Origin of the sequence: Paenibacillus sp. FSL k6-2145, assembly GCF_037976585.1 — a bacterium.
Lineage (GTDB): Bacteria > Bacillota > Bacilli > Paenibacillales > Paenibacillaceae > Paenibacillus.
The window spans coordinates 1,084,641-1,109,523 of sequence record NZ_CP150267.1; the positions used below are offsets into that span (position 1 = coordinate 1,084,641).

At 46.5% G+C, this 24,883-nt stretch carries 28 protein-coding genes; 7 read left to right on the forward strand and 21 right to left on the reverse strand.

The features are described 5' to 3' along the window. Positions 1–129 precede the first annotated feature (129 nt). The 4 genes from NZ043_RS04885 to NZ043_RS04900 all read right to left on the reverse strand — a co-directional run bounded on the left by NZ043_RS04885 (position 130) and on the right by NZ043_RS04900 (position 3,168). Positions 130–876: an amino acid ABC transporter ATP-binding protein gene (locus tag NZ043_RS04885; RefSeq protein ID WP_133387173.1), complete on the reverse strand. Its 747-nt coding sequence runs from the start codon at positions 874–876 to the stop codon at positions 130–132. Between the two features lie 16 nt (positions 877–892). Next, a complete protein-coding gene (locus NZ043_RS04890; protein ID WP_017692207.1) occupies positions 893–1,537 on the reverse strand; it encodes an amino acid ABC transporter permease in 645 nt (214 codons plus the stop codon). Between the two features lie 32 nt (positions 1,538–1,569). Next, the gene (locus NZ043_RS04895) at positions 1,570–2,421 is read right to left on the reverse strand and encodes a transporter substrate-binding domain-containing protein (protein WP_091038500.1); all 852 of its coding nucleotides are present in this window, start codon (positions 2,419–2,421) and stop codon (positions 1,570–1,572) included. 114 nt (positions 2,422–2,535) lie between these two features. After that, positions 2,536–3,168 carry a TetR/AcrR family transcriptional regulator gene (locus NZ043_RS04900; RefSeq protein WP_091038498.1) on the reverse strand — a complete coding sequence of 211 codons (633 nt, stop codon included), beginning with the start codon at positions 3,166–3,168 and terminating at the stop codon, positions 2,536–2,538. Between the two features lie 238 nt (positions 3,169–3,406). Here NZ043_RS04900 and NZ043_RS04905 point away from each other — a divergent pair, with 238 nt between their 5' ends. After that, positions 3,407–4,192, forward strand: coding sequence for an undecaprenyl-diphosphate phosphatase (locus NZ043_RS04905; protein WP_047841678.1), 786 nt, complete (start codon positions 3,407–3,409; stop codon positions 4,190–4,192). 269 nt (positions 4,193–4,461) lie between these two features. Here NZ043_RS04905 and NZ043_RS04910 read toward each other — a convergent pair whose 3' ends face one another. From NZ043_RS04910 to NZ043_RS04935, 6 genes are all read right to left on the reverse strand, one after another. Continuing rightward, positions 4,462–4,644 carry a hypothetical protein gene (locus NZ043_RS04910; protein WP_091038496.1) on the reverse strand — a complete coding sequence of 61 codons (183 nt, stop codon included), beginning with the start codon at positions 4,642–4,644 and terminating at the stop codon, positions 4,462–4,464. A gap of 223 nt (positions 4,645–4,867) precedes the next feature. After that, the gene (locus NZ043_RS04915; RefSeq protein ID WP_017692202.1) at positions 4,868–5,194 is read right to left on the reverse strand and encodes a thioredoxin family protein; all 327 of its coding nucleotides are present in this window, start codon (positions 5,192–5,194) and stop codon (positions 4,868–4,870) included. An 85-nt stretch (positions 5,195–5,279) separates the two neighbouring features. Next, entirely contained in the window at positions 5,280–6,188 is a 909-nt protein-coding gene (locus NZ043_RS04920; protein ID WP_339310844.1) for an aldo/keto reductase, read from the reverse strand. Positions 6,189–6,368: 180 nt separating this feature from the next. After that, positions 6,369–6,539, reverse strand: coding sequence for a hypothetical protein (locus NZ043_RS04925; RefSeq protein ID WP_176873103.1), 171 nt, complete (start codon positions 6,537–6,539; stop codon positions 6,369–6,371). A 172-nt stretch (positions 6,540–6,711) separates the two neighbouring features. Next, a complete protein-coding gene (gpmA, locus tag NZ043_RS04930; protein WP_249913203.1) occupies positions 6,712–7,455 on the reverse strand; it encodes a 2,3-diphosphoglycerate-dependent phosphoglycerate mutase in 744 nt (247 codons plus the stop codon). A 73-nt stretch (positions 7,456–7,528) separates the two neighbouring features. Next, entirely contained in the window at positions 7,529–8,101 is a 573-nt protein-coding gene (locus NZ043_RS04935) for a DUF420 domain-containing protein (protein WP_017692198.1), read from the reverse strand. A 376-nt stretch (positions 8,102–8,477) separates the two neighbouring features. On the opposite strand from NZ043_RS04935, the gene NZ043_RS04940 reads away from it, so the two are divergent. Both NZ043_RS04940 and NZ043_RS04945 read left to right on the forward strand, forming a co-directional pair. Further along, the gene (locus tag NZ043_RS04940; RefSeq protein ID WP_289390406.1) at positions 8,478–9,668 is read left to right on the forward strand and encodes a cation:proton antiporter; all 1,191 of its coding nucleotides are present in this window, start codon (positions 8,478–8,480) and stop codon (positions 9,666–9,668) included. Positions 9,669–9,867: 199 nt separating this feature from the next. Next, positions 9,868–10,521, forward strand: coding sequence for a transcriptional regulator (locus tag NZ043_RS04945; RefSeq protein WP_339312660.1), 654 nt, complete (start codon positions 9,868–9,870; stop codon positions 10,519–10,521). Positions 10,522–11,005: 484 nt separating this feature from the next. Here the strand turns inward: NZ043_RS04945 and NZ043_RS04950 are convergent, their stop codons facing one another. The 10 genes from NZ043_RS04950 to NZ043_RS04995 all read right to left on the reverse strand — a co-directional run bounded on the left by NZ043_RS04950 (position 11,006) and on the right by NZ043_RS04995 (position 20,055). Beyond that, the gene (locus tag NZ043_RS04950; RefSeq protein ID WP_062836407.1) at positions 11,006–11,491 is read right to left on the reverse strand and encodes a DedA family protein; all 486 of its coding nucleotides are present in this window, start codon (positions 11,489–11,491) and stop codon (positions 11,006–11,008) included. Positions 11,492–11,504: 13 nt separating this feature from the next. After that, positions 11,505–12,050: a CDP-diacylglycerol--serine O-phosphatidyltransferase gene (gene pssA, locus NZ043_RS04955; protein WP_091038489.1), complete on the reverse strand. Its 546-nt coding sequence runs from the start codon at positions 12,048–12,050 to the stop codon at positions 11,505–11,507. A gap of 21 nt (positions 12,051–12,071) precedes the next feature. After that, positions 12,072–13,820: a HAMP domain-containing sensor histidine kinase gene (locus NZ043_RS04960; protein WP_091038487.1), complete on the reverse strand. Its 1,749-nt coding sequence runs from the start codon at positions 13,818–13,820 to the stop codon at positions 12,072–12,074. Continuing rightward, positions 13,817–14,497, reverse strand: a complete 681-nt coding sequence (locus NZ043_RS04965) for a response regulator transcription factor (protein WP_105601904.1) — start codon at positions 14,495–14,497, stop codon at positions 13,817–13,819. The genes NZ043_RS04960 and NZ043_RS04965 overlap by 4 nt, the downstream gene beginning before the upstream one ends. Before the next feature lie 248 nt (positions 14,498–14,745). Continuing rightward, positions 14,746–15,558, reverse strand: a complete 813-nt coding sequence (gene thiD / locus NZ043_RS04970; protein WP_017692191.1) for a bifunctional hydroxymethylpyrimidine kinase/phosphomethylpyrimidine kinase — start codon at positions 15,556–15,558, stop codon at positions 14,746–14,748. Positions 15,559–15,663: 105 nt separating this feature from the next. Beyond that, positions 15,664–16,362 (reverse strand): ABC transporter permease, encoded by a 699-nt coding sequence (locus NZ043_RS04975; RefSeq protein WP_339310849.1) that lies wholly within the window; start codon positions 16,360–16,362, stop codon positions 15,664–15,666. Further along, positions 16,355–17,278, reverse strand: coding sequence for an ABC transporter ATP-binding protein (locus NZ043_RS04980; protein ID WP_249913207.1), 924 nt, complete (start codon positions 17,276–17,278; stop codon positions 16,355–16,357). Before NZ043_RS04980 ends, NZ043_RS04975 begins: the two co-directional genes overlap by 8 nt. 127 nt (positions 17,279–17,405) lie before the next feature. Next, positions 17,406–18,338: a sensor histidine kinase gene (locus NZ043_RS04985; protein ID WP_249913208.1), complete on the reverse strand. Its 933-nt coding sequence runs from the start codon at positions 18,336–18,338 to the stop codon at positions 17,406–17,408. After that, positions 18,335–19,051, reverse strand: a complete 717-nt coding sequence (locus NZ043_RS04990) for a response regulator transcription factor (RefSeq protein WP_339310852.1) — start codon at positions 19,049–19,051, stop codon at positions 18,335–18,337. Before NZ043_RS04990 ends, NZ043_RS04985 begins: the two co-directional genes overlap by 4 nt. 152 nt (positions 19,052–19,203) lie before the next feature. After that, positions 19,204–20,055 carry a DegV family protein gene (locus tag NZ043_RS04995; RefSeq protein WP_133387181.1) on the reverse strand — a complete coding sequence of 284 codons (852 nt, stop codon included), beginning with the start codon at positions 20,053–20,055 and terminating at the stop codon, positions 19,204–19,206. 305 nt (positions 20,056–20,360) lie between these two features. Here NZ043_RS04995 and NZ043_RS05000 point away from each other — a divergent pair, with 305 nt between their 5' ends. The 4 genes from NZ043_RS05000 to NZ043_RS05015 all read left to right on the forward strand — a co-directional run bounded on the left by NZ043_RS05000 (position 20,361) and on the right by NZ043_RS05015 (position 23,700). After that, positions 20,361–21,137, forward strand: coding sequence for an ABC-2 family transporter protein (locus NZ043_RS05000; protein ID WP_249913209.1), 777 nt, complete (start codon positions 20,361–20,363; stop codon positions 21,135–21,137). Then, positions 21,134–21,934 carry an ABC-2 family transporter protein gene (locus NZ043_RS05005; RefSeq protein WP_105601914.1) on the forward strand — a complete coding sequence of 267 codons (801 nt, stop codon included), beginning with the start codon at positions 21,134–21,136 and terminating at the stop codon, positions 21,932–21,934. The genes NZ043_RS05000 and NZ043_RS05005 overlap by 4 nt, the downstream gene beginning before the upstream one ends. A gap of 23 nt (positions 21,935–21,957) precedes the next feature. Then, on the forward strand, positions 21,958–22,926 hold the full coding sequence (locus tag NZ043_RS05010) for an ATP-binding cassette domain-containing protein (RefSeq protein ID WP_249913255.1): 969 nt from the start codon (positions 21,958–21,960) through the stop codon (positions 22,924–22,926). Positions 22,927–23,022: 96 nt separating this feature from the next. Further along, positions 23,023–23,700: a succinylglutamate desuccinylase/aspartoacylase family protein gene (locus tag NZ043_RS05015; protein WP_133387184.1), complete on the forward strand. Its 678-nt coding sequence runs from the start codon at positions 23,023–23,025 to the stop codon at positions 23,698–23,700. Positions 23,701–23,788: 88 nt separating this feature from the next. On the opposite strand, the gene NZ043_RS05020 is transcribed toward NZ043_RS05015, so the two are convergent. Continuing rightward, positions 23,789–24,844: a serine hydrolase domain-containing protein gene (locus NZ043_RS05020; protein WP_249913211.1), complete on the reverse strand. Its 1,056-nt coding sequence runs from the start codon at positions 24,842–24,844 to the stop codon at positions 23,789–23,791. Positions 24,845–24,883 lie beyond the last annotated feature (39 nt).

A 24,883-nucleotide genomic window follows, 5' to 3' on the forward strand; every position in this document is an offset into this window, starting at 1 on the left:
ACGCTCCGCTTCTTCAGGTTTCTTCTGTCCTCTCCGTTCTTGTGCAAAAAGTTTAGTTGAACTGATATCGTTCACGACCTTAAATACCCGCTCCGGGTACGTTCGTTCTTCCGATTGCTGTTATCTTTATCAAAATTCAGTAATTTGTTGCAAGAAACGGCGGGTGCGCTCTTGCGTTGGATGTTCAAAGAACGCCTGTGGACTCGCCTCTTCCACAATTGATCCATCCGCCATAAAGACGATTTTGTTCGCCACATTACGGGCAAACTTCAATTCATGCGTCACGACCAGCATCGTCATGCCTTCCTCTGCCAGCTCCTTCATGACGGAAAGCACCTCTCCGACCAACTCAGGATCAAGAGCTGAAGTGGGCTCATCAAACAGCATCACTTCCGGCTCCATTGCAAGTGCACGTGCAATGGCGACCCGCTGCTGTTGTCCACCGGATAATCGGGATGGATACGCATCCTGCTTGTCCGACAAGCCCACCCGATCTAACAGAATCCGACCGCGTTCAGCCGCTTCGTCACGCTTAATTTTTTTCACCGTAACGAGACCTTCCATCACATTGCCCAGCACTGTCTTGTGCGGATACAGATTGAACTGCTGGAATACCATGCCGGTCTGGCGACGAATCTCCAGTACCCGGGCACGCTGGACTCGCAACGGATCTGCGCTGTTAACCACAACACCGTTCACTTCAATCTGTCCTCCAGACAACTCTTCCAGTCCATTCAGGCAGCGCAGTAAGGTACTCTTGCCGGAGCCACTCGGTCCGAGCAATACAACAATATCTTTGGCATCGACATGAAGATCGATGTTCGTAAGTACTTCATTTTTCTGAAAACGTTTGGTAAGTCCAGTTGTTGTAATCATCGGTTCTCTCCTCCTATCAGTAAGCCCGGGCCAACCGGCGCTCCACTTGTTCCAGAATGGCCGAGAAGCCGATACTCATAATCCAGTAGATCACACCGATGGCCAGATAAAATGGCATGTTCAATGCATATTGTGATACCAGCAGCTGTGCTGAACGCAACAACTCGGTAACACCGATGGCCGCCACAAGTGATGTTTCCTTCAACATGCCAATAAAGGTGTTACCCATCGGCGGGATGGCAATACGCACAGCCTGCGGGAAGATAATCCGTCTCATTGCTTGAGCCGGGGTCATTCCCGTTGCATATGCAGCTTCTGTCTGTCCTTTTGGTACAGCCTGAATAGCTCCACGGAAGGTCTCTGAGAGAAATGCACCTGCGTTCAGACTCAGTCCCAAACAGGCAGCCGTGAGTGATCCCAAGGTCACTCCATAATCGACCAATCCGTAATAAATAACGAATAATTGCACCAGCAGCGGGGTTCCCCGCATGATGGATACATAAAACCTTGCGATCAACCTAAGCCACATCGGTCCCTTCAGACGAGCAATCGCAACAAGCACCCCGATGATGAACGCAAAAAACATGGAGATCACAGTTACATACAGCGTATAGTAAGCCCCCTTCAGAAAGAAGGGGATATTCTCAAATACCAGTTCCATGGGTCAAATCTTCCCTTCGCCTTGCAGGTTCATTATTGCGCAGGCTCTTCACCAAACCATTTTTTGAAAATGGTATTGTACGTGCCATCATCTTTCATGCCTTTGAGAGCATCATTCAGTGCTGCTACGAGTTCCGGATTGTCTTTGCGAACAGCAATACCTGCCTGGTCACTCTTAATAGCTTCACCTACAGCTTTGATATTCAATCCGTTGGCATCCACAATCGGTTTCAGAGCATACATATTGTTAATTGTTGCGTCAATCCGCCCAGCATTCAGGTCTTTGAGTGAAGAGATGACATCGTCATAAGTTTTGATCGTGAAGTCTCCCACTTTTGGCAACACTTCATTACGCAGATATGATTCATCATTTGTACCCAGACCTACGCCAATCGTTTTTCCTTTGAAGTCTTCCAGCTTGGTAATATCGTTATTGTCTTCTTTTACAATAATTTTAACTTGGTTCGTAATATACGGATCACTGAAATCCAGTACTTTCTTACGATCATCGGTAATCGTCATTTGGCTGATAATGGCATCAAGCTTCTTCGCTTGCAGACTTGGTGTAAGACCGGAGAACTCTTGGGATACAAACTCAACCTCTACACCCAGACGCTTCGCAACTTCACGTGCGATATCGGCATCGTAGCCGTCCATTTCTTTCTTATCGTTCAGGAAGTTGTACGGTGCGTATGTGCCCATCATGCCCACTTTGATAACGCCAGCAGACTTGATCTGCTCCAGTTCATTGCTTGCCTGTGCACCATTTGTGCTTCCACCATCTGTTGCCTTACTTCCACAAGCACTAAGTACCAGCACGGTCATCAGCAGAATTGCTGTCAAAGACCAGCCTTTACGAGTTTTCGATCCATATGTTTTGTTCATTACGTTAACTTCCTCTCAGTCGTGTATTAATCTGGGTGTACATTTGGTTACTTTATTGTGACTAAACCGCAGTTGTACCCATTATTCCCTGCTATTTGTTTAATCATGTGAATCTTATGTGCCTAGCAGTCCGTAAAACTCAAAGCTTGCTGCCTCAGCTGCCAGCGATGAAGCTGTCATGGCTGAGAACTTGCTGTGCAACTCATCGGAACCGAACAACCAGCGTGATATCATGCCTTCAATCATGCTTACCAGTAGTGCTGCTCGAAGCGGTACATCCATGCCCTTAGGCAACATGCCGAGTTCGATGGCACGTTCCATATTGTGACGAAACGCCGTTTCGACAGCATTACGTGTCTCCTCGACCAGGCGTTGTACGGATTCTTCCGTCACGATACCTTTGAGCAACAGTTCCATAAAATAACGGTTCTTTGCAGCAAAAGAAAACATGTCGGTGAACAGCCTTTCCGATGCTTTCACCATATCCTCTACCGATCCGGCATCCTTGCGGTACCCTTGTCCAATCGCCTCAAGCAACTCCTCCTTGCCCGTTAAGACAATCTCCGAAGCAATGGCTTCTTTACTCTTGAAGTGCCAGTAGAACGTCCCTTGCGCCACACCAGCCTCGCGGACGATATCGGAAATTTTCGTCTGATGGTAGCCTTGGGTTGCAAAACGCTCCATCGCTATGCGTATTATTTGGTCCCGGCGTTCTTCACCGGGTTCCAAACCGTTGATTTTGGTCATTCACGTAACCCTCCCGATTGATCAGTCAGTCAGTTAAGTTATATCCTATGGGATAACTAGGTTTTTGTCAATATAGTTTTAAACAAATGGTTACAAGCATAAGTTGAAGTTGAGTGCATTTGTGATCATAATAGGTGATAGCCTTGTTCAAATGAACAGGCATGGTCAAGCAGGACAGCCTGTGCTGTCACCTGCATTTCAAGGAGGAAGAGAATTGGACATTATATCATCCATTATTATGGGCATCATCGAGGGTTTGACTGAGTTTTTGCCCGTGTCCTCTACTGGACACATGATTCTGACTGCCCACTTGCTGGGTTTATCGGAGGACAACGAGTCAGTCAAAACGTTTGAGGTGGTTGTTCAACTCGGAGCTGTACTTGCTGTTGTTGTACTGTACTGGAACAAATTCATTGATATGTTCCGCTTCACCGGAGGGAGCAGACCTTACTCCCGCCGCCTCAATCTGGGACATATCTTCCTGGCGATGGTTCCTGCCGTAGTCATCGGACTTGTATTCCGCGACTGGATCAAAGCACATTTGTTTGGTCCGGAAACAGTGCTGTACAGCCTCGTTATAGGTGGTATATTAATGATCGTGGCCGAACGCTGGAGCCGTAAGAGTGGGCGGATTACTACCCATGATGTCGATGATATTTCCTACAAACAGGCATTCGCGGTGGGTATATTTCAGATCTTGGCATTGTGGCCAGGCTTCTCTCGTTCCGGGTCAACGATCTCAGGCGGTCTCTTTGCAGGGGTAAGCCGTGTAGCCGCTGCGGAGTTCACATTCCTCGTGTCTGTGCCAATTATGATTGGTGCTACGGGATATGACCTGTACAAAAGTATCGATCACCTGAACGGCAGTGATTTCCCAATCTTTGCGATTGGATTCATCGCTGCTTTCATCGTCGCCATGCTTGCGATCAAGACGTTCCTGTCCATTTTGAAAAAATTGAGCCTGACCGTCTTTGCTGTGTATCGCTTTGTCTTGGCAGCCGTGTTCTTTATTATTTTGATGTAAGCATTACAATTCAAGTAATTAGACAGGCAAAATCAATGGCGGCCTCACATTCCCTTGGGAAGCGAGGCCGCCATATTTTATATTCTGGGCGATGTTTCTGTTGCTTCACGATTCTGTTGCTGCTTCAGAGACAGGAATATCTGTAATTAGAAGAAGTCTAACTCTTCATTACTTCCTTCTTTGCTGAGTTGGATCATCAGTGATACCGAATAGGTTTACTATGTATCATGGACATTCATATTTATGTTCACTTCTGAAAAGCAGTCTGGCTAGTACCACTCTTTTACTTGAATGTTCCGGAGTTTCTTTCGACTCTTCAATCTCTCACGCAGATTATATCTATTCTCCTTTTGTTCCTGCAGCAGTTGTTTCACTCCAATCATCAACAATCGATATCTCCGGTCATCATTGTGACTTAATTGGTGCATTTCTTCAAAAATTTCATTCTTCATACGGAACTTGTTCACTCCAAATATTCAGTTTGTTCTCACAGTATACATGGGAGCACTGAACAAATTCTAAACAAGCGTTGTTTCTCAACTTCAGTTTTTCGAATGCACATTTGAATGCACATCATGCATGCTGGAATGAACCAGGAAAACCCCTTCCTGTCGCAGGACAAGAAGAGGTCTCCTTAGCTAAGTTAATTAACCAAACTGCTGAGCCTTCGTACGCTTAAACTTTGGATTCAAGCGTCTCCAGATACTCGGAGATTTGAGCAGGTGTTTTAGCCCATTTGCTATGCAGATGTGCAATTTTCTTGCCGTTCTGGAAGACGAGCAGGCTTGGAATGCCGCGTACACCGTTCTCTTCGGCAAACGGCTGGAACTTCTCTGCATCCAGGGCATAGAAGGTTTTATCCGTATGTTGATCGATAACATCCCCGATAAAACGATCCAGGTTTTTGCAATCCGGACACCAGGTTGTATCAAATTTAATGACGGTAAAACCATCAGAGTTAATTGTATCCAAATACTGTTGTTCACTTTGAATTCTTTCCATATGTCTTCTCTCCCTTATATGTTCCTTTTTTGGCTGATCTTCATTGTACCTCGTATAGTTACAATTGAAAATAGGCTTAATAGAGTTAACGATGCTGCTTGTACAGATTAGCGGGACTGAGCTCTCGTATTTCCTGAATTTCCGCAGCGGTGAGTTCAGGCGAATTCGAAGCTGCAATATTGTGCAGTAACTGTTCTCTTGAACTGGCACCAGGGACAACAGCTGCTACGGCAGGATGGGATAACGCGTAACGAATAGCCGTCTGAGCCATACTGCGTTGGTCTGTAACAAGACGACTTAGCCCTTGCCGAATGGTATATAGTTGCTCTGGCGTATAGTCCAGATAACCTTTGTCTGCCTTGGCAGATCCGGAATCGGCAAGCACACCGCTAGCTACGGGCCCACGGGCAATTACGCTGATCCCCTTTTGTTCCAATAAAGGCAGCACTTCTTCTTCCGCTCTGCGGTCAGCAATGCTGTACTGGTTCATCACACTGACGATGGATGCCCTCTTTACATACTCCCGAATCACATTGGGACGAATGGAGGAAATTCCGTAATATCGGATAAGTCCTTCCTTCTTCAGTTCCTCAAACGCTTCGATCGTCTCTTCGATGGGGTCGTCCAAGGTCCCGCCATGCAGCTGATACAGATCGATGTAATCAGTCTGCAACCGCTTCAGGCTTTCATGTACAGCCTGCTTAATGTAGGCTTTGGACGGGTCCCACGACCAGCCCTCATTGCCGGGGATACGACGATTACCTACTTTGGTTGCCACAATGACTTGGTCCCGACGCCCTTTAATAGCTTGTCCTACAATCTCTTCATTACGCCCTGCGTCGTACAGATCGGCTGTATCCAGCAGATTGACCCCATGATCCAGAGCCTCATGAACCAGGCCCACAGCGTGCTCCATTTCAGTTCCAAGTGACATACATCCCAGCCCAATCTCAGACACCATCAGTTCAGATGTACCCAGACGATTTTTCTTCATATGTGCATCTCCCTCCATACGTTCTGCAAGTATCCATTGTATCATTCTTGCTGCCAAAAATCGCATGCCTCACGGAAACAAAAGGTAGTTTTCAACTGCACAAAAAAACCTGGAACGACTTCATCTCCAGGTTTCTCATGATCATCATTTAAAATCAAGCGATAAACGAACTATCGCAATCTATTTCACTTCCACACGTGGTCTGGTTTTACTTGTTCCATTGGACGAATTGGAGCTTTTCATCATACCCGAGACAGTGCTAAACAGCTTATCTCTTGCTTGTTTGTTCCTCATCAGATAAGTCACACCTGCGCCGATAGCCGTCATGATAATTCCTCTTCTTTTAGACATGTGCTTCTCCTCCTTCAGGATAAATGTACATCGTGTCTTGTTTGACAATTACCCTGTGGGAGCAAAACGAAACGAAGTACAGGCTTGATCGCAGAAAAAAAGATGACCTCCGAATTCAATTCAGCGGTCATCTTTCACTTGCTCTGTTGAGGCTTAGACGTTCACCATCCAATTAATCGGACGGCGTTGCGACATGGGTCATTTCTTCATGTTTGTAGGTCGAACCATCGGCGGTCAGATAAAAGTGTCCGATGGGATGCAGATCTTCATCCAATTCGTAGACAAGCGGAATGCCTGTCGGGATATTGAGCGCCATCACGTCTGCTTCGGACAATTGGTCCAGATGCATGACGAGTGAACGGAGCGTGTTACCATGCGCAGAGATCAGCACTCTTTTGCCAGCAGACACCATCGGTTTAATCTCCGCATTCCAGTACTCCAGTACACGCTTCGAGGTATCCATCAGGTTCTCCGTAAAAGGGATGGTACATCCGAGCCGCTTGTACTTGTCCAGATCCTGCACATATCGGTCATCGGTTTCTTCCAGTGCGGGGGGAGATACGTTAACGGATCGTCTCCATTCCTTTACTTGGTCTTCCCCATACTTCAGAGCAGTCTGCTGTTTATTCAGTCCTTGCAGCGCACCATAATGGCGTTCATTCAGCTTCCAAGTCTTCGTAATGGGAATCCACATGAGGTCCATTTCATCCAGCGCAATATCGAGTGTCCGGATAGAACGTTTCAGCACGGATGCATAGGCGTAATCAAAATCAAATCCCTGTTCCTTCATGATCTTCCCTGCTTTACGAGCTTCGGAGTAACCATCCGTCGTCAGATCCACGTCTGTCCATCCGGTAAAACGATTCTCTACATTCCACATGCTCTGTCCATGGCGAATCAAAACAACTCTGTACATAAAAGTGAACCCTCCTTCCATGGAAACATTACCCGCAAGTCAAACTAATTAGCACAGTGAAACGTTCATCACATTAATAATATGGTGCCATCATCAGGTATACTACGACACCTGTAGAACTGACGTACAGCCAGATTGGCATCGTCCAACGCGCAATTTTGCGGTGTTTCTTTAATTGATTCGTCCAACCCCACACAAGTGTGAACAACGCCAATGGGACAATGAGGGCTGCCAGTATACTATGGGTAATCAGAATGAAGAAATAGATCGAACGAATGATGCCCTCGCCGCCGTATTTGGACGTCTCTGGTGAGAGGTAATGAAACGTCAGATAGGTCACGAGGAATAACAGTGTTGTTGAGAATGCAGCAAGAATAAATCGTTTGTGCAGCTTCACATTTCGCTTGATAATAGCAATAAGCGCTGCGAGCAGGAAGATGAAGGTAAAGCTGTTAAACACGGCATTAAACCGCGGCAACACCGTAATATCAAAGGTTACATCACCTTTGTAACCAATCGACGGTGCGAAGAACAATAATAAAATAATGACATTAGCGAGAATGGAAATCGTGATAATGATGCCTGCGAAATTTTTATTACTCGTCGGGGATGGAATGTTCGGCTCCCCTTTGTTATTTTTGCCCAATGCAAAATCCTCCTCATATCCTAACTTCTATGTTCTATATCATTATATCTCGGCAATTCCGGGCTGTTAAGTGACAACACTCTGAACAAAAACCGCTGCACTCCCCTATAAAATGCCCCTTTACGGCCTTTTTCAATCAAATTCAAACCGGCTCCCATTTACCCGAGTCCACATTTGTGGTATAATTAATGCAATTAATCACATACGCGTTGAAACTGGAGGAGCCTGTCACCAAGGGCCCCTCTTTGTCTTTTTCAGGCACAGAACGGCACTTTTCCAGATGCCGTTCTGTGCCTTTTTATCTGTTTAAAACGGAGAATGGATCGCCCTTGGGTTGGTTAACCTATAGACGCTATTACTGGAGGGAAGAACACCTATGGAATTTATTTTGGTTCTTGCACTTATTTTAATCTTTACCAAACTTGCTGGTGATCTATCCGTAAGATTGGGTCAGCCATCGGTTCTGGGGAAACTGATTGTGGGTGTCATCCTCGGCCCTGCCCTGCTCGGTTGGGTTCAGCAAAGTGATTTCGTACATTATATGGCTGAGATCGGGGTACTGTTGTTGATGTTCATCGCCGGATTGGAAACGGATCTGGAGCAGTTGAAGAAAAACTGGAAGGCGGCCTTTGCTGTGGCCGTCGGTGGTGTTATTTTACCTTTTGTCGGGGGATACGGTTCGGCCATAGCATTTGGTATGTCACAGACACACGCGCTGTTCTTTGGACTTTTATTCTGTGCTACTTCCGTCAGTATCTCAGTTCAGACGTTGAAGGATATGAATCAGCTGAGTTCACGGGAGGGTACCACCATCCTGGGTGCAGCCGTTGTGGATGATGTGCTCGTCGTGGTTCTGCTCGCCGTCATGATGAGCTTGCTCGGCACAGGTGGAGGAGACACTTCGATTTCTCTGCTTATTGGCAAGAAGCTGTTATTCTTTGTTATTATTATCGCTGCCAGCTGGTTCCTTGTTCCACGCATCATGAAGTGGATGGCACCACTGAAGGTAACGGAGACCGTCATTACTGCGGGACTGATTATTTGTTTTGGCTTCTCCTACTTTGCAGAGTGGATGGGTGTTGCTGGAATTATTGGAGCATTTGCCGCTGGTATCGCCATCTCCCAAACTAACTTCAAACATGAGGTTGAAACTAAAATCGAGCCGATTGCTTACGGAATTTTTGTCCCGGTATTCTTTGTTAGTATCGGCTTAAATGTCACCTTTGATGGTGTGGGTTCACAAATTTGGTTCATTGTTGTTATCAGTATCATCGCTATTGTAACCAAACTTATTGGTGGAGGAGCCGGTGCACGACTGACGGGATTCAACCGTTCCTCTTCGCTGGCTATCGGGGCAGGCATGATCTCCAGAGGGGAAGTTGCTCTGATTATCGCTTCAACGGGGCTTGCTTCAGGATTGCTCGATTCGGAGTACTTTACCAGCGTTGTGATCATGGTTATTGTTACTACACTGGTCACTCCGCCACTCCTCAAAATCACCTTTGCACGCAAAAAAGGGGAAAAGCAAGTTGAAAAAGGGATTGAGGAATCCTATTTGAACGGGTAAAGTATTGAAATCATTCCGTATTTAAAGCTATACTTGATCTAGAAATGTAATATATCGGTCGTGAAGCACACGCCGCTTTGATCCATTCTCCCCTTCAACGCGAAGGTTGGAAATGGTCAGAGCGGCTTTTTTTGTGTTTTTACATAACGACCTGAAGCCCCGTTAACGTTCGTTTATTTTTTTAGAGGAGATGAAGATGATGAGCATTGATTTTGACGAGGCTTACAAAGTTTGGATGCACTCCCTTTTGGATAAGGAAACCAACCCCGGAGTGCTGTCCAGACTAGAAAATGGACTTGAACATAGTACATTGGAATTTTTGCGTTCAGTCTGGTTTCCGGTGATGAAAAACTTTAACCATCTGCAACCCGAATGCGAGGTACGTGACTTTCATAACGGCTATCGATATCTGGATCTTGCATACATGCCAGGTAACGGCGTTAAGGGAGGTATTGAAATCCAAGGATACGGGCCACATGCCCGTGATCTGGATGTACGGCGTTTTAAAGATTTATGCTGGCGGCATTGTCTGCTAACGCTTGAAGATTGGATTTTTCTGCCGATCGCTTATCTCTCCATTAAAGACGAACCGAAACGGTGCCAACAGCTTGTGCTCTCTTTTATGGGAAAATTCATTGCTACGGACGTTCCGACATCCTTAAATTGGCTTGAAGCCGAGACTGTACGTTATGCCAGACGCATCATCCGTCCATTCGCCCCCTCGGAACTAGCAACGCACCTGCGAATCACGGATCAGCATGCTCGAAGAGTTCTTCACAGCCTGATTGATCAACAAGTATTACATGTCGCTAGTGGCACTCGACGATATCGAACGTATATCTTACGAACATGAGACACTCTATTTCGTCGATATGGTACATATCCATTTTTTAACGAACTCAGGATACCTTATTGTGATGATATGGAGTAGATGAGGGCACTTTTTCGGGCCTTTTCGTGAAATAAGATTGCTGAGATTCGTTAGAATTCCAACATGCCTGTTATCTCGATAATAAGCTCACCTGAGTTCGTTAGAATTTTGGAAATGACATCGAAACTTTTGGAGTTACCTAATTGCGAACCACTTTAGATACTGGAGTATCAGATACTTGGGTCACTAACGAGTTACATGGAGAATTGCTCGGAGGAATAGCTCTGAGCTTGAATTTACTTGAAATAGCTTGCGGGCTAGCCTACAGTTCCAAGGGTAAGTTACTTGTAGTCGATTAAATTTCTTAGAATGAGGTCTCCAGCCATATATAGAAAAACAAAAAAAGACCACCTTACACTCAAGAGGTCTTCCATCCTTGCCTGTTGTTCCAACAGGCTGTCCCATTTTAAGTTAACACGCCAACATAAAAACCAATCGAGATAAAGACAACACACCATACAAATGCACCAATGCCCGATACGAGAACGTACCTGCCCATTGCCATCTTGCTAATACCGGAGAAACAGCACATCAGATGACGAATACCTGGAATGAAGTAACCCAGGATGATGGACCAATACCCATATTTGAGGAACCACGACTCCACCCTGCTGAATCGTTTGGCATTCACGCCGACCCACTTGCCGTATTTTTCAACCAGCGGCCTGCCCGCTTTCTTGCCAATCATGTAGCTAAGCAGCCCTCCGGTAAAAGCGCCACCGAAACTGACGGCGATGGATACGGAGTAATTCAATACCGAGATGGAGGCGAGATAACCGACAAAAGTCATCATCACCTCATCCGGAATCGGCATGCCAATAACGCCAAGAGCCAGTAGTCCGTATATTGCGAAATAACCATATTGACCAATAAATTCTTTTGCAAATTCCATACTGACTCGCTCCTTATTTCGGTTCCACAATATCCTTCTCATGTGAGGCTAGCACTTGTTTTAGAGACGGGAATCGGATTTGGCTCACCATGAGACCGGATAATACAATAATGACAAGATAAGCTACACCATGTGTGAAATAAGGACTCCAGAGTGCGAAAAAGGACATCAGACCTCCCGCAAATGTAATTGGCATCCCGACAAAACCACTGCTTGGTGTCTTCTGACAGTTATAACGGGCCAGACGCAAAGCACCGCAAACCGGAAACAATGCAGTCAGGGCCATCCCCAGCACACTCACTTCAATCATGGAATTCAAGTACAGAATCAGCACAGGGGCTGTTCCGAATGAAACTACATCCGCAAGCGAGTCCAGGGACTTGCCGAACTCACCCTCACAATGCAATTTACGAGCCGCAAATCCGTCAAACAGATCAAAGAACATCGCTACCCATATCATCATCACAGCCAGGGCAAATTCACCATGAATAGCCATAATGACTGCCAGCATGCCTGAACTCAGATTCCCCAAGGTTAAAATCGATGGTAAAGACTTCATAAGAGTTGACTCCCTTTCGTACTAGGCTTTAGGAAAAATAATATAAAAACGGACTCCATCCGGTGTATTCTCCACTCCATAACTGCACCCATGCAGATCAAGAATCTGCTTCGCAATGGCCAGACCAAGCCCGGTCCCCCCCATTTTACGATTACGTGAGCGCTCTACCCGATAGAACCTCTCCCATATATACTGCCGCTCAGCTTCAGCAATGTGCTCGCCCTTGTTTTCAATAGAAATATGGACAAAACCTTCACGCCTGCTGATCTCAATAGTTATATCGGTATGTGGTATCGCATGACGTATAGCATTCATCATGATATTGAAAATAACTTGCTCCAGCTTGCTTCGGTCACCCTCAACCGTCTGTTCTGTTGTGGATACAAGCACCACATCCAATCCTTTGTCCTTCAGTTGCGGACCCAGACGGCCGGCGATATCTTCAATCATGTCAGCCAGTGCAACAGCATCCGTATTCAATTGAACCGCTGAGGATTCCAGTCGCACCAGATCCAGCATCTCTTCAACCATCGTTTCCATTTTGATCGCCTCATCGGCAATGATCTCAATGTAACGCTCCCGTTTGCTCTCACTCACGCCATCCTTCAGCCCTTCAGAATATCCCTTAATAATGCTGATTGGTGTCTTAAGTTCATGTGATGCATCGGCAAAAAACTTGCGCTGACGCTGTTCAATCTCCTGCTTCATTTCCATATCTGTACGCATCTGCGTGTTGGCCTGCCTCAGCTCTTCCAGTGTCTGACCCAAGGTTCCCGATAAGGCATTGAGGCTGTTAGACAAACTGCCGATTTCATCATTACGCCGGATGGGTGATTTCACCGTGAAATCCAGCGTAGACATTTTCTTCGCGACATGGTTCAAGGCCAAGAGCGGCTTCGTTACAATTCGGGACAGGAGTAACGCCAGCAACAGAATCAATATAAATGCCCCTATGCCAAAATACGCATAGAACAAACGTGTTGCCTCATTCGCTTCCCTCATCTCCTGTAGAGAGGTGAGCGAGAAGATCAGTTGCTGCTCGGGTCCGGAACGATGCACTGGAGCAATGGTGATGACATTGCGAACACCGCTCCAGCTATCCATCCATTCTTCATTGAGCATTTTGCCATTCGCCAAGGCCAGTTGGTCTTCGGTGGACAACGGGAACCGGCTATCCAGTGCTTGCACCAGCAGTCCCTGCCTCTGACTCCACGTTGCCAGATTGGGAAGAACTACCTCGGTTAATACCCCGGACCATTCCTTTACCGGTTCAATTGATTCCTGAAAGCTTTCTGTTCCCCATGCGGCAGAAGTGGCATCCTGAATTTTGAATGGATAGACCATGGACTCGCTGGCCGGACCTCTCACCGTCAGTTCTTGCCCATATTTCAGATGGGATGTAATCCAGCCAGCATTCTCACTATTGATAAACAAGGACAAGGACACCTTTACGTGACTTCCATCTTCTTGAAGCAACGTAATGTGGAACGGGTCATTAACCAGTCTTCCGGTATTCGTCAGAATGACCAGATGTGACTGATTCTGACGCATGAACTTCCCGGTCTCCTTGGCTAGCTGTAAATCACTCCAGTGTCCATTGGAATATTGCTGTTCGAACTTGGACAGCTTTTTCTTCATACTGCTGACCTTTTGATGCTGATAGAAGTCGGGGAACCAGACCAACTGGGCAAAAACCGTCGTCCCATATAGAAGAACCAGACATCCTGCCATGACCAGGAAAAGCTTCATCGTTACGCCATTTCTTCTCATGCTTCTGCCTCGAAACGATATCCAGTACCAATCACCGTCCGGATACACCTGGCTTCATCACCCAATTTGCTGCGCAACTTCTTGATGTGAGTATCTACAACACGTGAGTCCCCTTCAAAATCAAATCCCCAGATCCGATTCAAAATGGCATCCCGGGACAACACAATGCCTGCATTACGTACCAAATAAAGCAAAAGATCATATTCCTTTGGTGCAAGTTCCACTTCAATTCCGTCCTTCTCCAGGCGTCTGGCCCATGGATCAAGGGTTACCTGTCCGAAGCGAATCACACCCTGCTCTCGTCCAAATGCACCTTCAACACGCTTCATTAATGTCTCTGCACGTGCAACCAGCACACGTGGACTAAACGGCTTGGTAACGTAATCGTCTACGCCCAGCTGAAATCCATGAATTTTATCGTCATCCTCAGACCGTGCAGTCAGCATGATAATAGGTACGGTGGATTGGGATCGAATATGCCCACATAACGTCCATCCATCCATTTCAGGCATCAAAACATCCAGAATAACCAGATCCACCTCATGCAGAGCCAACAGTTCTAATGCCTGTACTCCATGTTCTGCTTCTATGACGTTCCATTGTTCTTTTATGAAATAATCGGCCACAATCTCACGAATGCGGCTTTCATCTTCCACCAGAAGCACTGTTCTGATCATGGCCGACTCTCCTTTTTAGATTTCTGATGATAACATACCTATTCCATGTGTCGTTCATGTGTCCATACGTTTTGGAATGCTCCCATGATATATACGATTAATATAAGCCAAAAGTTACTAATTTTTATAAAAATTCGCATAAAAAAGAAGCCATCAACGAGCAAGCTCCTGCTCATTGACAGCTACTTGAATGAAATCGAAGTGTGTTATCCAGAATTGATGCGCTACTGCGCGCTCCCTGGCAACACTTAACGTTGTTGCTCCAGACGGTGTGCCACATGCAGTGTCGGACCAACAAAACGGTTCAGCGGGAATCCGCCAGCAATCGCTTTGGTCACGAAGGCTTTACCTTCACGAACAGCCTCTTTCACTGAAAGACCACGAGCCAATCCTGCGGTAATCGCCGCAGACGTTGTGCAGCCCGCACCATGCGTATATCCGGAGCCGACAACATCGGCTTCAAACCATTCGTAGTTGGTTCCATCATAGAGTAGATCCATTGCTTTACCCGGGCTAATGACACCTCTGTCCTTAATCAGGACATGTTTCGAGCCATGGGCATGAATTGCTGCTGCCGCTGCTTCCATCTGTTCCTTGGAGCGAATCGGTCCACTCTTCGCCAGTTGGGATGCTTCGAACAAATTAGGTGTAACCAGATCGGCACCTGGCAACAGGAATTCGATCATCGCTTCCGTATTTTCCGGTTGCAGTACTTCATCTGTACCTTTGCAGACCATTACCGGATCGATAACGATCTGTGGCAGACCGCTGCGGCGAATATGTTTTGCTACCAGTTCAATAATATCTACAGAACCGAGCATACCTGTCTTCATGGCATCAAAACCGATGCCGTCCAGAACAGTGCGAAGCTGTGCTTCAACTACATTTAATTCAACAGGAAAGACCTGGTGATCCCATGTTTCGGGTTCCATTGCCACAACCGTAGTCAGTACGGTCATGCCATACACACCCAGCTCCTGAAAAGTTTTCAAATCAGCTTGAATACCTGCACCGCCGCTCGTGTCCGAACCAGCTATTGTTAATGTTTTTGGAATCGTCATGGTAGTTGCATTCTCCTTCGTGTCTCAGTTGACATTATCCTATCCCTTGTACGAGCGGATGTCAATGGCATCTGAAGCCATACAGAGCATGGTTTTCCGAATGATTCAGTTCACATCTTTTGTCTCCAGACGAACCATGGACATCGAAGCAATCCATATCCCTATTGCTCCAAGGGTCAGAGGGATAATAATAAGCGAATGAATGGAAACTTCCGACCCGTTGAATCCGGAGCAGACAATCGAAACTAGCAAAATGGACGAGACCATTGTCGCTGTAACAGAATGCTTACGCATACCGAAGAATAGGGGAATGAGTGCCATACACGCAGCCGATAAAGAACTGATACTGTACTTCACCAGAAGTCCCAACATATCCCGATTGCTCAGTGATTCAGGAATGAAGGAGTAGAATTGATTAACAATCAACAGCAGTGAACCCATCAACAGGTCGGTAACCATAATCATTACAAATGTAAAACCAAACACGATAATCAATTTGGCAGCAATGATTTTATGACGCTGGATGGGATAGGTGAACATGACATTCATCGTTTTATTTCTATACTCACTGATCACCAGCTTGGATAATAAAGCTCCTGCAAATATGATAAAGGTCGCTCTCACAAACGTATCGATAATCATAAAGGCGGTCTGGTAATCGGCATAGGCATAATCTTCTGCTCCCACATCCACGAATCCAATCATGATCAGGAAAAGAAGAATGGCTATACTGGCAATACCTGCACCTGCAAAATTACGTGCAAAACGGTGCTTCCGCATCTCAAGTTTGATTAGTTTAAGCAACGTCTTCATCCCCTTTCACAAGCTTCATGAAGTGTTCTTCCAGGGAATGAGCCCGTTTGGATATCGATTCGATCTCAATGCCATGCTGAATCAGCTTGGTGGTTAATTCCGATGGAATGATTCCCGGATCATAGATGCGTAACGTTTGGTCATCAACCAGTTTATAATTACTCAAACCAAGCTGGTGTTCAATGACATAGGTCGCTTTGCGGATATCCACCGCCTGTAACTCAATGTACTCATTTTGACTTCCACGAATGCTCTCCATCGATACTTCCTCCACCAAGCGACCGCCGCGAATAACACCAACTGTGTCCGCAATCTGCTCTATCTCGCCAAGAATGTGACTGGAGACCAGCAGGGTAATGCGATACTCATTACTAAGGCGCTTGAACAAATCTCGCATTTCCCGGATCCCTACCGGATCTAATCCGTTGATCGGTTCATCCAGAATGAGCAGTTCAGGTGTAGTTATAAGTGCACGAGCCAGTCCCAGCCTTTGCTTCATGCCCAAGGAGAAGTCCTTGACCGGTTTCTTGCCCGTATCCTTCAGCCCTACCATTTCCATCGTATTGTCGATGATCTTTTTGTTGTGAAACCCCATGTATTCACAGTGAAGTTCCAGATTCTCGCGAGCAGACAGTCTATCGTAGAAAAAAGGATATTCAATAATGCTGCCCATTCGCTTCAGCGCTTCATAAGAGGTCGGCGTAAGCTTCTCCCCAAACAGTTCAATCTCCCCTGTGGTTGGTTTGACGAGATTGGTGAGCATCTTCATGATGGTTGTTTTACCAGCACCATTCGGACCGAGGAATCCATAGATCTCACCTTGCTTAATATTCATATTGACGTTGGATACAACCTCCACCCCTTCATATACTTTGGTCACATCTATTGTTCGTGCGATATAATTCATCGTCCTTGTTCTCCTTTACGTCCCCTGTCCGGGTTCCTATATCTATATTGTAAAGAGAAAAGTCTTCTTTTTTATTAATCAAATCTTACAAAAACCTTAAGTCTGACCGGACATGCCAATGCAGGGTCTACCAAGTCTTAAAGGTAACCGAGAATACAGTCCGTTGATGTGGCACACTATGCAAGTGAATACTTCCACCCATCCGCTCAACTAGCCGTTTCGTAATGGTCAGACCCAGGCCACTGCCTTGATAGAGTCGATTGCGGGAATCCTCCAGTGTATACATGCGTTCAAACACACGACTATGCTCGCTCTCAGGAATTCCTTTTCCCTGGTCCCAGATCAGTAGCGTCACAGGTCCACCTATTGAATGATCAAGTGAAAGTCCCAGTACCTTACCCTCTGCCCCGTATTTCATTCCATTAGTAATGAGATTATCCAGCACACGGTCCAATGCTTCTTCATTCGCTTGCACGAAGATATCACCATCAGGTATCTCCAGCTCCACGTGCAACCCCAGATTCGTCAACATTTCATAAAAGGAAAGCATCTTCAACCGGCATAATTCGCTTATATTCACTCGACTAAGCACTAACTCCGTGTCTCCAGATTCCAGCTTTGCCAGATCAAAAAAGGAATGGATCAAACGCAGCACTTCCTGCGCCTTATCTTGTATTTTCTCCGTCATAATCTTCCGTTCCTGATCGGTTAATGATGGGCTGTGCAGTAGGGTCTCACTATAACCCAGCACCACCGTGAGTGGCGTTTTCAGATCATGTGAAATGTTGGAGAGCATGTTACGCATCTCCTTCTCCTGATTCGCATAACCGGCCTTAGCGCGGTGCGCATGATCCAGCAGCTGGTTCATGTCTTTCAGAAGCTGACTGACTTGGTCATCACTATTGAATACAAGCAAGCGCTCAAAGGTGCCTTGATCCAAAATATCGGATATTTTCTGATGAATATAGGTCAAGTGTTGACTGCGTTTCCGGAATTTCAACCACAATACAATGAAGGCAATGGCCAGAATACCCGTTGTGATGGCAAAAATCAGTGTCATCCCTGCTCCGCCTCCAGCTTATACCCGATGCCCCAGAGTGTCTTGATATACTGGGGAGCCGAAGGATCTACCTCCAGTTTCTCACGCAGACGACGCATATGTACGTTAATGATATTTTCGTCTCCATAATAATGATCGTTCCAGACGGAAGCGTAGATCTGAGCCTTCGTGAACACTTTGCCAGGATGGGTAACGAACAGCTTCAGGATGCCAAATTCCTTGGATGTCAGCTTGACGGGTGTACCTTCACGTTCCACCTCGTACGTCTCCATGTCAACTACGAGTCCTCCAATGTGAATACGTTGATCTTTAGCCGCTTCAGCCACAGGCGGAGTGGTATAATTGGCGCGGCGAATCGCAGCTTTGATGCGGGCAGTCAGTTCGATTAACGAGAAAGGTTTGCTCAAGTAATCATCTGCGCCGAAGCCCAGACCTAACGCTTTGTCCACCTCCCCATCCTTCGCAGACAGAATGAGCACAGGCACCAGACTGACTGCCCGAATGGTTTGCAGCACATCCATCCCACTTTTGCGGGGCAGCATCAGATCCAGAATAACCAGATCATACCCCGGTTGTGACTGGCTGAACTGATGTTCTGCCTCTAAGCCGTCATATGCATAAGTGACGTCGTAGCCCTCTTTTTCCAAGTATGGCCCGACCATCTCACTAATTGAACGATCATCTTCAACAAGCAACAAGCGGTGACTTAACACATGTTTCCCTCCCACATGAACATTTTCTTTATTACCTCACAGTTTGTTTGAATTGGCAATGACATACGAAAAAACCTGACAGGAGCAACACTTTGACATCAAGTGTGTTTCCTGCCAGGTCTATGAGTGTCTGTAAATAAATGCTGGTGCTTCTATTCTCTATATCCGTTCTCACTGTGAATCCAACACAGTCCAATGGTTCCTGCACCTGCATGGATACTCACCACAGGGATAAACGGCATGATTTCGGTCTTTAATCTAGGCAGCAGAGCTGCAATTTGTTTTTTAATTGTAATGGCTTCTTCCTGATTGTTCGCGTGCATAATGCACACATGCTTTACTTTTTCCATATCCAGCTTGAGCATATCCAGCATGCGATCTTTCGTCCGCTTGAACGTGCGAATCTTCTCATTCACAACCACTTTACCTTCTTCAAATCGAAGCAGCAGATGGATCTTAAGCAGTTGACTGATGATCAGCTGTGTGCCGGACACCCGTCCACTGCGATGAAGATGTTGAAGACTGGCCGGTATGAGGTAAAAGGACATGTTATCAATCATCTGTTCAATGTTTACTTTGATCTCGGCAGCTGAACATCCCTGCTTCTGCCATTCCAGTCCTTGCATAATCATCTCACGGTGAGGATAAGCACCTGCCTTTGAATCAATTGCGGTCACCGTCACTCCTGCAATCTCTGCAGCCTGCATAGACGTATGCAGCGTTCCGCTAAGCTCTGTAGAGCAATGAATCGTAATAATCTCATCGTACTTGTCTTTGAGCGACTCATACAGTTCAATGAATTCGCCAATGGGTGGCTGCGAACTGCTCGCACGTGAAGCCTCCGCAAGTTTCTCATAGAACATTTCAGATGTAATGTCATCGGTTTCCCGGTAACATTCCTCTCCAAATACGATGCGCAGCGGTACGATGTAGATATGATTTTGCTCCGCAAAAACGGGATCCAGTGTACTGGTACTATCGGTGACCCATGCAATTTTCTTCATGACATCCTTCTCTCTTGCCGGATTGTTCGTTCTGTATCCTCAATCGTCAGGCACAAGCCCGGCGGTTTATTTAAAATTTGAATATTTCACATTGTAAACGTTTGCGATACTACCTCTCAATTATAAATGAACGTACAGACCGTTGTCTTGTGGCGCAATCATGAACACCCCTATTAATACCATTATTAGCTAAAAAAATGTCTTGCCTGTGAAGGAATAAATTGGTATGCTGTTGTCCTTCTCTCTTTTTCGCCTTGACTGAAGTGAACGGAAACGCCGTTCAATCCACTTATCGGAGGTGTCACATGCTTTATTTCACTCTGGCTTCCAAAGCCTACTCCCGGAATCTGCAATACCGCGGGGCACACATGGTACATAACTTGGCAAGCGCCATGTTTGGTTACATGTATGCCTGCCTCTGGATCGGCATCGGGGCCGACCATAATCTCGGAGAATACGGGACACAGGGGATGATTAGTTACATTGCGTTCACGCAATCCTCTCTCTGGATCTCAGGTTTTCTCACGAATGGATTGGGTATTCCCTTATCCGTCAGGACAGGGCAGATCGCACTGGACCTGATGAGGCCTGTTCATCTGTTCACCCACCTGATGGCACGCGAATGGGGGCAGATTGCCTACCAGTTCGTGTACAAAAGTATTCCGATCTACCTGCTCTTCTCCATTGTCTTTTCCCTACATTGGCCCTCAGACGTTTCAACATTTGGTTATGCCGCACTTGGTCTTGCCGGCGCCGCATACTTGTCCATCTGTATGAACTACATTATTGGTGCCACGTCGATGTGGACCACGGAGTCCTCCTGGCTTCACTGGGGCAATCACGCGATGATGAATCTGCTGGCTGGTTTTTTCATTCCGCTGGAATGGCTACCGAACTGGCTTGAACAACTTGCCTGGATATCACCCTACCCTTTCCTGCTCTATGTACCTACCCGAATCTATCTTGGTTTCGAAGATGGCTCCTTGTTATGGGGAACCTTGCTTTGGTGCGTCTTTATGACGTTGATCTGTCTTGCGATTACCCAAGTGTTACGTCGTAAAGTGGAGGTACAAGGCGGATGAAGCGAACTTCCTGGTTCAATTTATATAAAATGCTGATTCGAACAAGCATCCGCAGCCGGATGCAATACAAGTTCAATTTCATCATGGCGTCCGTACTGGCCGCTTTAATTCAGATCTCCGAGTTTCTGATGGTTGCTCTGGTGCTGCACAAATTCGGAGCCATTAAAGGCTGGTCCCTCCATGAGATCGGTTATCTCTTTGCCATCATGACGTTATCCAAAACACTGTATCGAACATTCGGAAACGAAGTTCATCATCTGGAAAAATATCTGGTCAATGGTGAGCTTGATCAACTGTTAACACGTCCCATGCCCGTATTGCTGGCACTGCTGCCGCAAAACTTCCGCATCATGGCTGGGGAAGTCCTGCAAGGCGGGTTCATTCTCTGCTGGTCATTGGCAGGCATGATGCACAGCGGACAGATCGGCTGGACTGCCATTCCCTTCTCCCTGCTCATTATCCTGACGGGCGCAGTCATTCTTTTTTCCATCGGACTCGCTACTGCCACACTCGGATTCTGGACCACACGTATCGAGGAATTACAGACGATCACTGAAGATGCCGCACGAACGGCTGCCCAATATCCGCTAACGTTATATCCCAAATGGATGTCTGGCATTCTGCTAACGGTGATTCCCGTGGGATTCGTCAACTACATTCCGTCACTCTACCTGCTACGTGGTGAAGGAGGAGCGTGGATTCTTGTTGCTGTTGCTGCGGTTGCCGTACTGAGCTTGGCTGCAAGTCTGCGTTTCTGGCAATTCGGCATGACCAAATATCAAAGTACAGGTAGCTAAGGAGGCGGAAACGAATCATGAATATGATCACAGCACGGCATCTGCAAAAGGAATTCAAGACCCCTGTTATTCGCGAAGGACGTTTCTCTGGGTTACGTACGTTATTTTCACGTGAGTATGTGTCCAAGGAAGCGGTACGCGATATCAGTTTTGATATCGGCCCAGGTGAGTTTGTGGGTTACATCGGTCCAAACGGGGCTGGCAAGTCTACCACGATCAAAATGCTGACAGGTATCCTGCACCCAACCTCGGGTGAGGTAAGGCTTGACGGTATGAATCCGCATCAGGACAGGCGCAGAACCGTTAGTCGACTGGGCGTTGTATTTGGACAGCGCAGTCAGCTCTGGTGGGATCTGCCCGTGAAAGATTCATATGATATTCTGGCCGAGATGTACGGCGTCCGTGCCGAGGATAAAAAGAAACGGCTGTCCCAGTTCGCCGAGCTGCTGGACCTTGAATCGTTCTGGGCCACGCCTGTCCGTAAGCTCTCACTTGGACAACGCATGCGTGCGGATCTCGCAGCTTCCATGCTGCATGATCCCGAACTGCTTTTTCTCGATGAACCAACAATTGGACTGGATGTGAACGCAAAGCGGAATATTCGTCAATTTTTACGTACATTAAATGAGGTGTTTGGCAAAACAATTTTGCTGACCACACATGACATGGACGACATTGAGCAGTTATGCAGCCGGGTCATGGTGATTAACCATGGTCAACTGACATATGACGGCACGATCTCATCACTTCGCGAAACCATCGGACTGCCTACGTTGATACGGGTAACGTTCCGAGGAGCTTTTCACATCCCGGATGTTGTGTCGTCCGCGATACACATTACAGGAGTGGAAGGGCAGATTGTCACCGTGGAAGTGAACCGGAAGGAATGGAGCACAATGGACATTCTGAAACAGTTGGAGCACTGGGGTGAGATTGAAGATGTAGAGATGAAAGAACCCGATTTCGAAGATATCATTCATCGGGTGTATTAGTCGGCCCATTTTGTGAGTAAATAGGATGAAGACCTGTTCTTACGCCGTTACATGAAAGAGGGACATGGCGTACTGTAATAACGGAGGTGAAGCGTCATGCTTGTGACCAAACATGTCCTTCTAGCATCCAGCGTACACGCTACTCCCTACTTCATCGTACGTGGCATGATGCCGGGACCCGTGATGTTCATTACATCCGGGGTTCACGGGAATGAAACGGCGAGTATGGCCGCTGCGCAAAAACTCGCAGATGATATTGCGACAGGTCGTCACGCCATTCAGCGAGGGCTGTTAATTATCGTGCCACGCGTGAACCAGCAAGCCTACGCAAAGAAAATCAGAGGCAAGCCAGATCTGAATCGTACGTTTCCACGCCGTATGTCAGGCAAGGCCAAACATCCGCTCGCTGCGGCAGTTTTTCAGCTGGCGCGTGAACATCGGGCCGACTGGTGGCTCGATCTGCATGAAGCCAACGGCCTGTCTCAACTGAGTTCACGAGTACTTGGACAGACGTTGATCACCAATCCCGGCAGTCGGACGATTCCAGCTTGCAGAAGAGTTATCGAACGGATGAATCGGTCGATTGCCATTCGTGATCGTCATTTTAACCTCAAGCAGCATGAATTGCCTGGATCTGCCCGTACAGCGGCTTCAAGACTATTACAAGCCCGTTCCGTCACGGTGGAGACCTGTTGGAGTCTGAAACGCTCAACCCGTATCAAGTATCAGACGAAGATTGTGCACCATTTTCTGCGTGAAGCGGGTATGTCATGATCAAGACCATTAAAATAGAACGAAAAGAAACCACGAACAGAGAACGCCCGAAGTACATCCTCGGGTGCTCTCTGTTCGTGGTGTTTTTTTATCTCTGCATCATGACTTCCAGTATTTTATTACCCACAGGGTCTAGCGGCATGAGTGGATAAAGGTCTTTTTTAGTTATAAACTTGAATATTGCATCCAGATACTCATCCACAATAGAGGCTGATCCAAAACAATAATTGGACAATAGTACAACGCCTATACTCTGTTCCTTATTTATAGCCAAATAACTGGAGAAACCAAATGTGCCACCGTTATGCCAGAGAATATTCTGATCTGAGATATGATCACTAAACCAGGCGTAATGATGGGTTGAATCTCCAATCATCACAGGCATGTGACTTTGTTGTATTGCAGAGGCTGGCGGATGATCTTCATTCAGATTGGCCTGTACAAATAAACACATATCGTGAAGAGATGACTTGATCGCTCCTGCCCCTTCATGTACACCAGTATCCCAGTGAGGCATCTTTTTCCCCGTTGACGTATGTCCATCCACAAATCTGCCGTTCTGGTCTGCATTCAGCATAACAGCTGTCTCCGTCATGTTTAATGGACCTGTGATATATTTTTTCAGCAGATCGTCATATGTACTTCCTGATACTTTACATAGGATATAACCCAGTAAGCCTACGCCGGTATTGGAATACTCAAATGAACCCATCTGATCCGTAAAGTCAGCATCCGATAAAAAAGCAAGTAAATCATCCTCCGTATAATTTGAATACGGATTGTATCGGTTTTTCTTCGAGGACAGGTTTGTGGCAACTCCGGGTAATCCAGAGGTATGCGTCGCAAGACTTTTTAAGGTAACCTTATTCAAATAATCGTTTTTACCGTTGTGTATGTACTTGCCAACTGTGTCATCCGTGGAAAGCTGCTGTTCACGTTCCAATTCTAACAGAAGGATCGATGTAAAAAGTTTGGTTACAGAGCCGATTTCAAACAATCTGTGTTCAGGAGCAGCCGCGCTCTTCTTTTTGGGATTGCCTAATGAATGATATTCGATATCTTCCTTTGTAATAACGCCAATCTCAAGATGCAGATGTTTCTTGCCCTTAATGTAATCGGATACAAAACCTTGTAAATCCCTCATAGAAAATGTTACTCCTTTTGTGGTGTGAGTTCATTATTG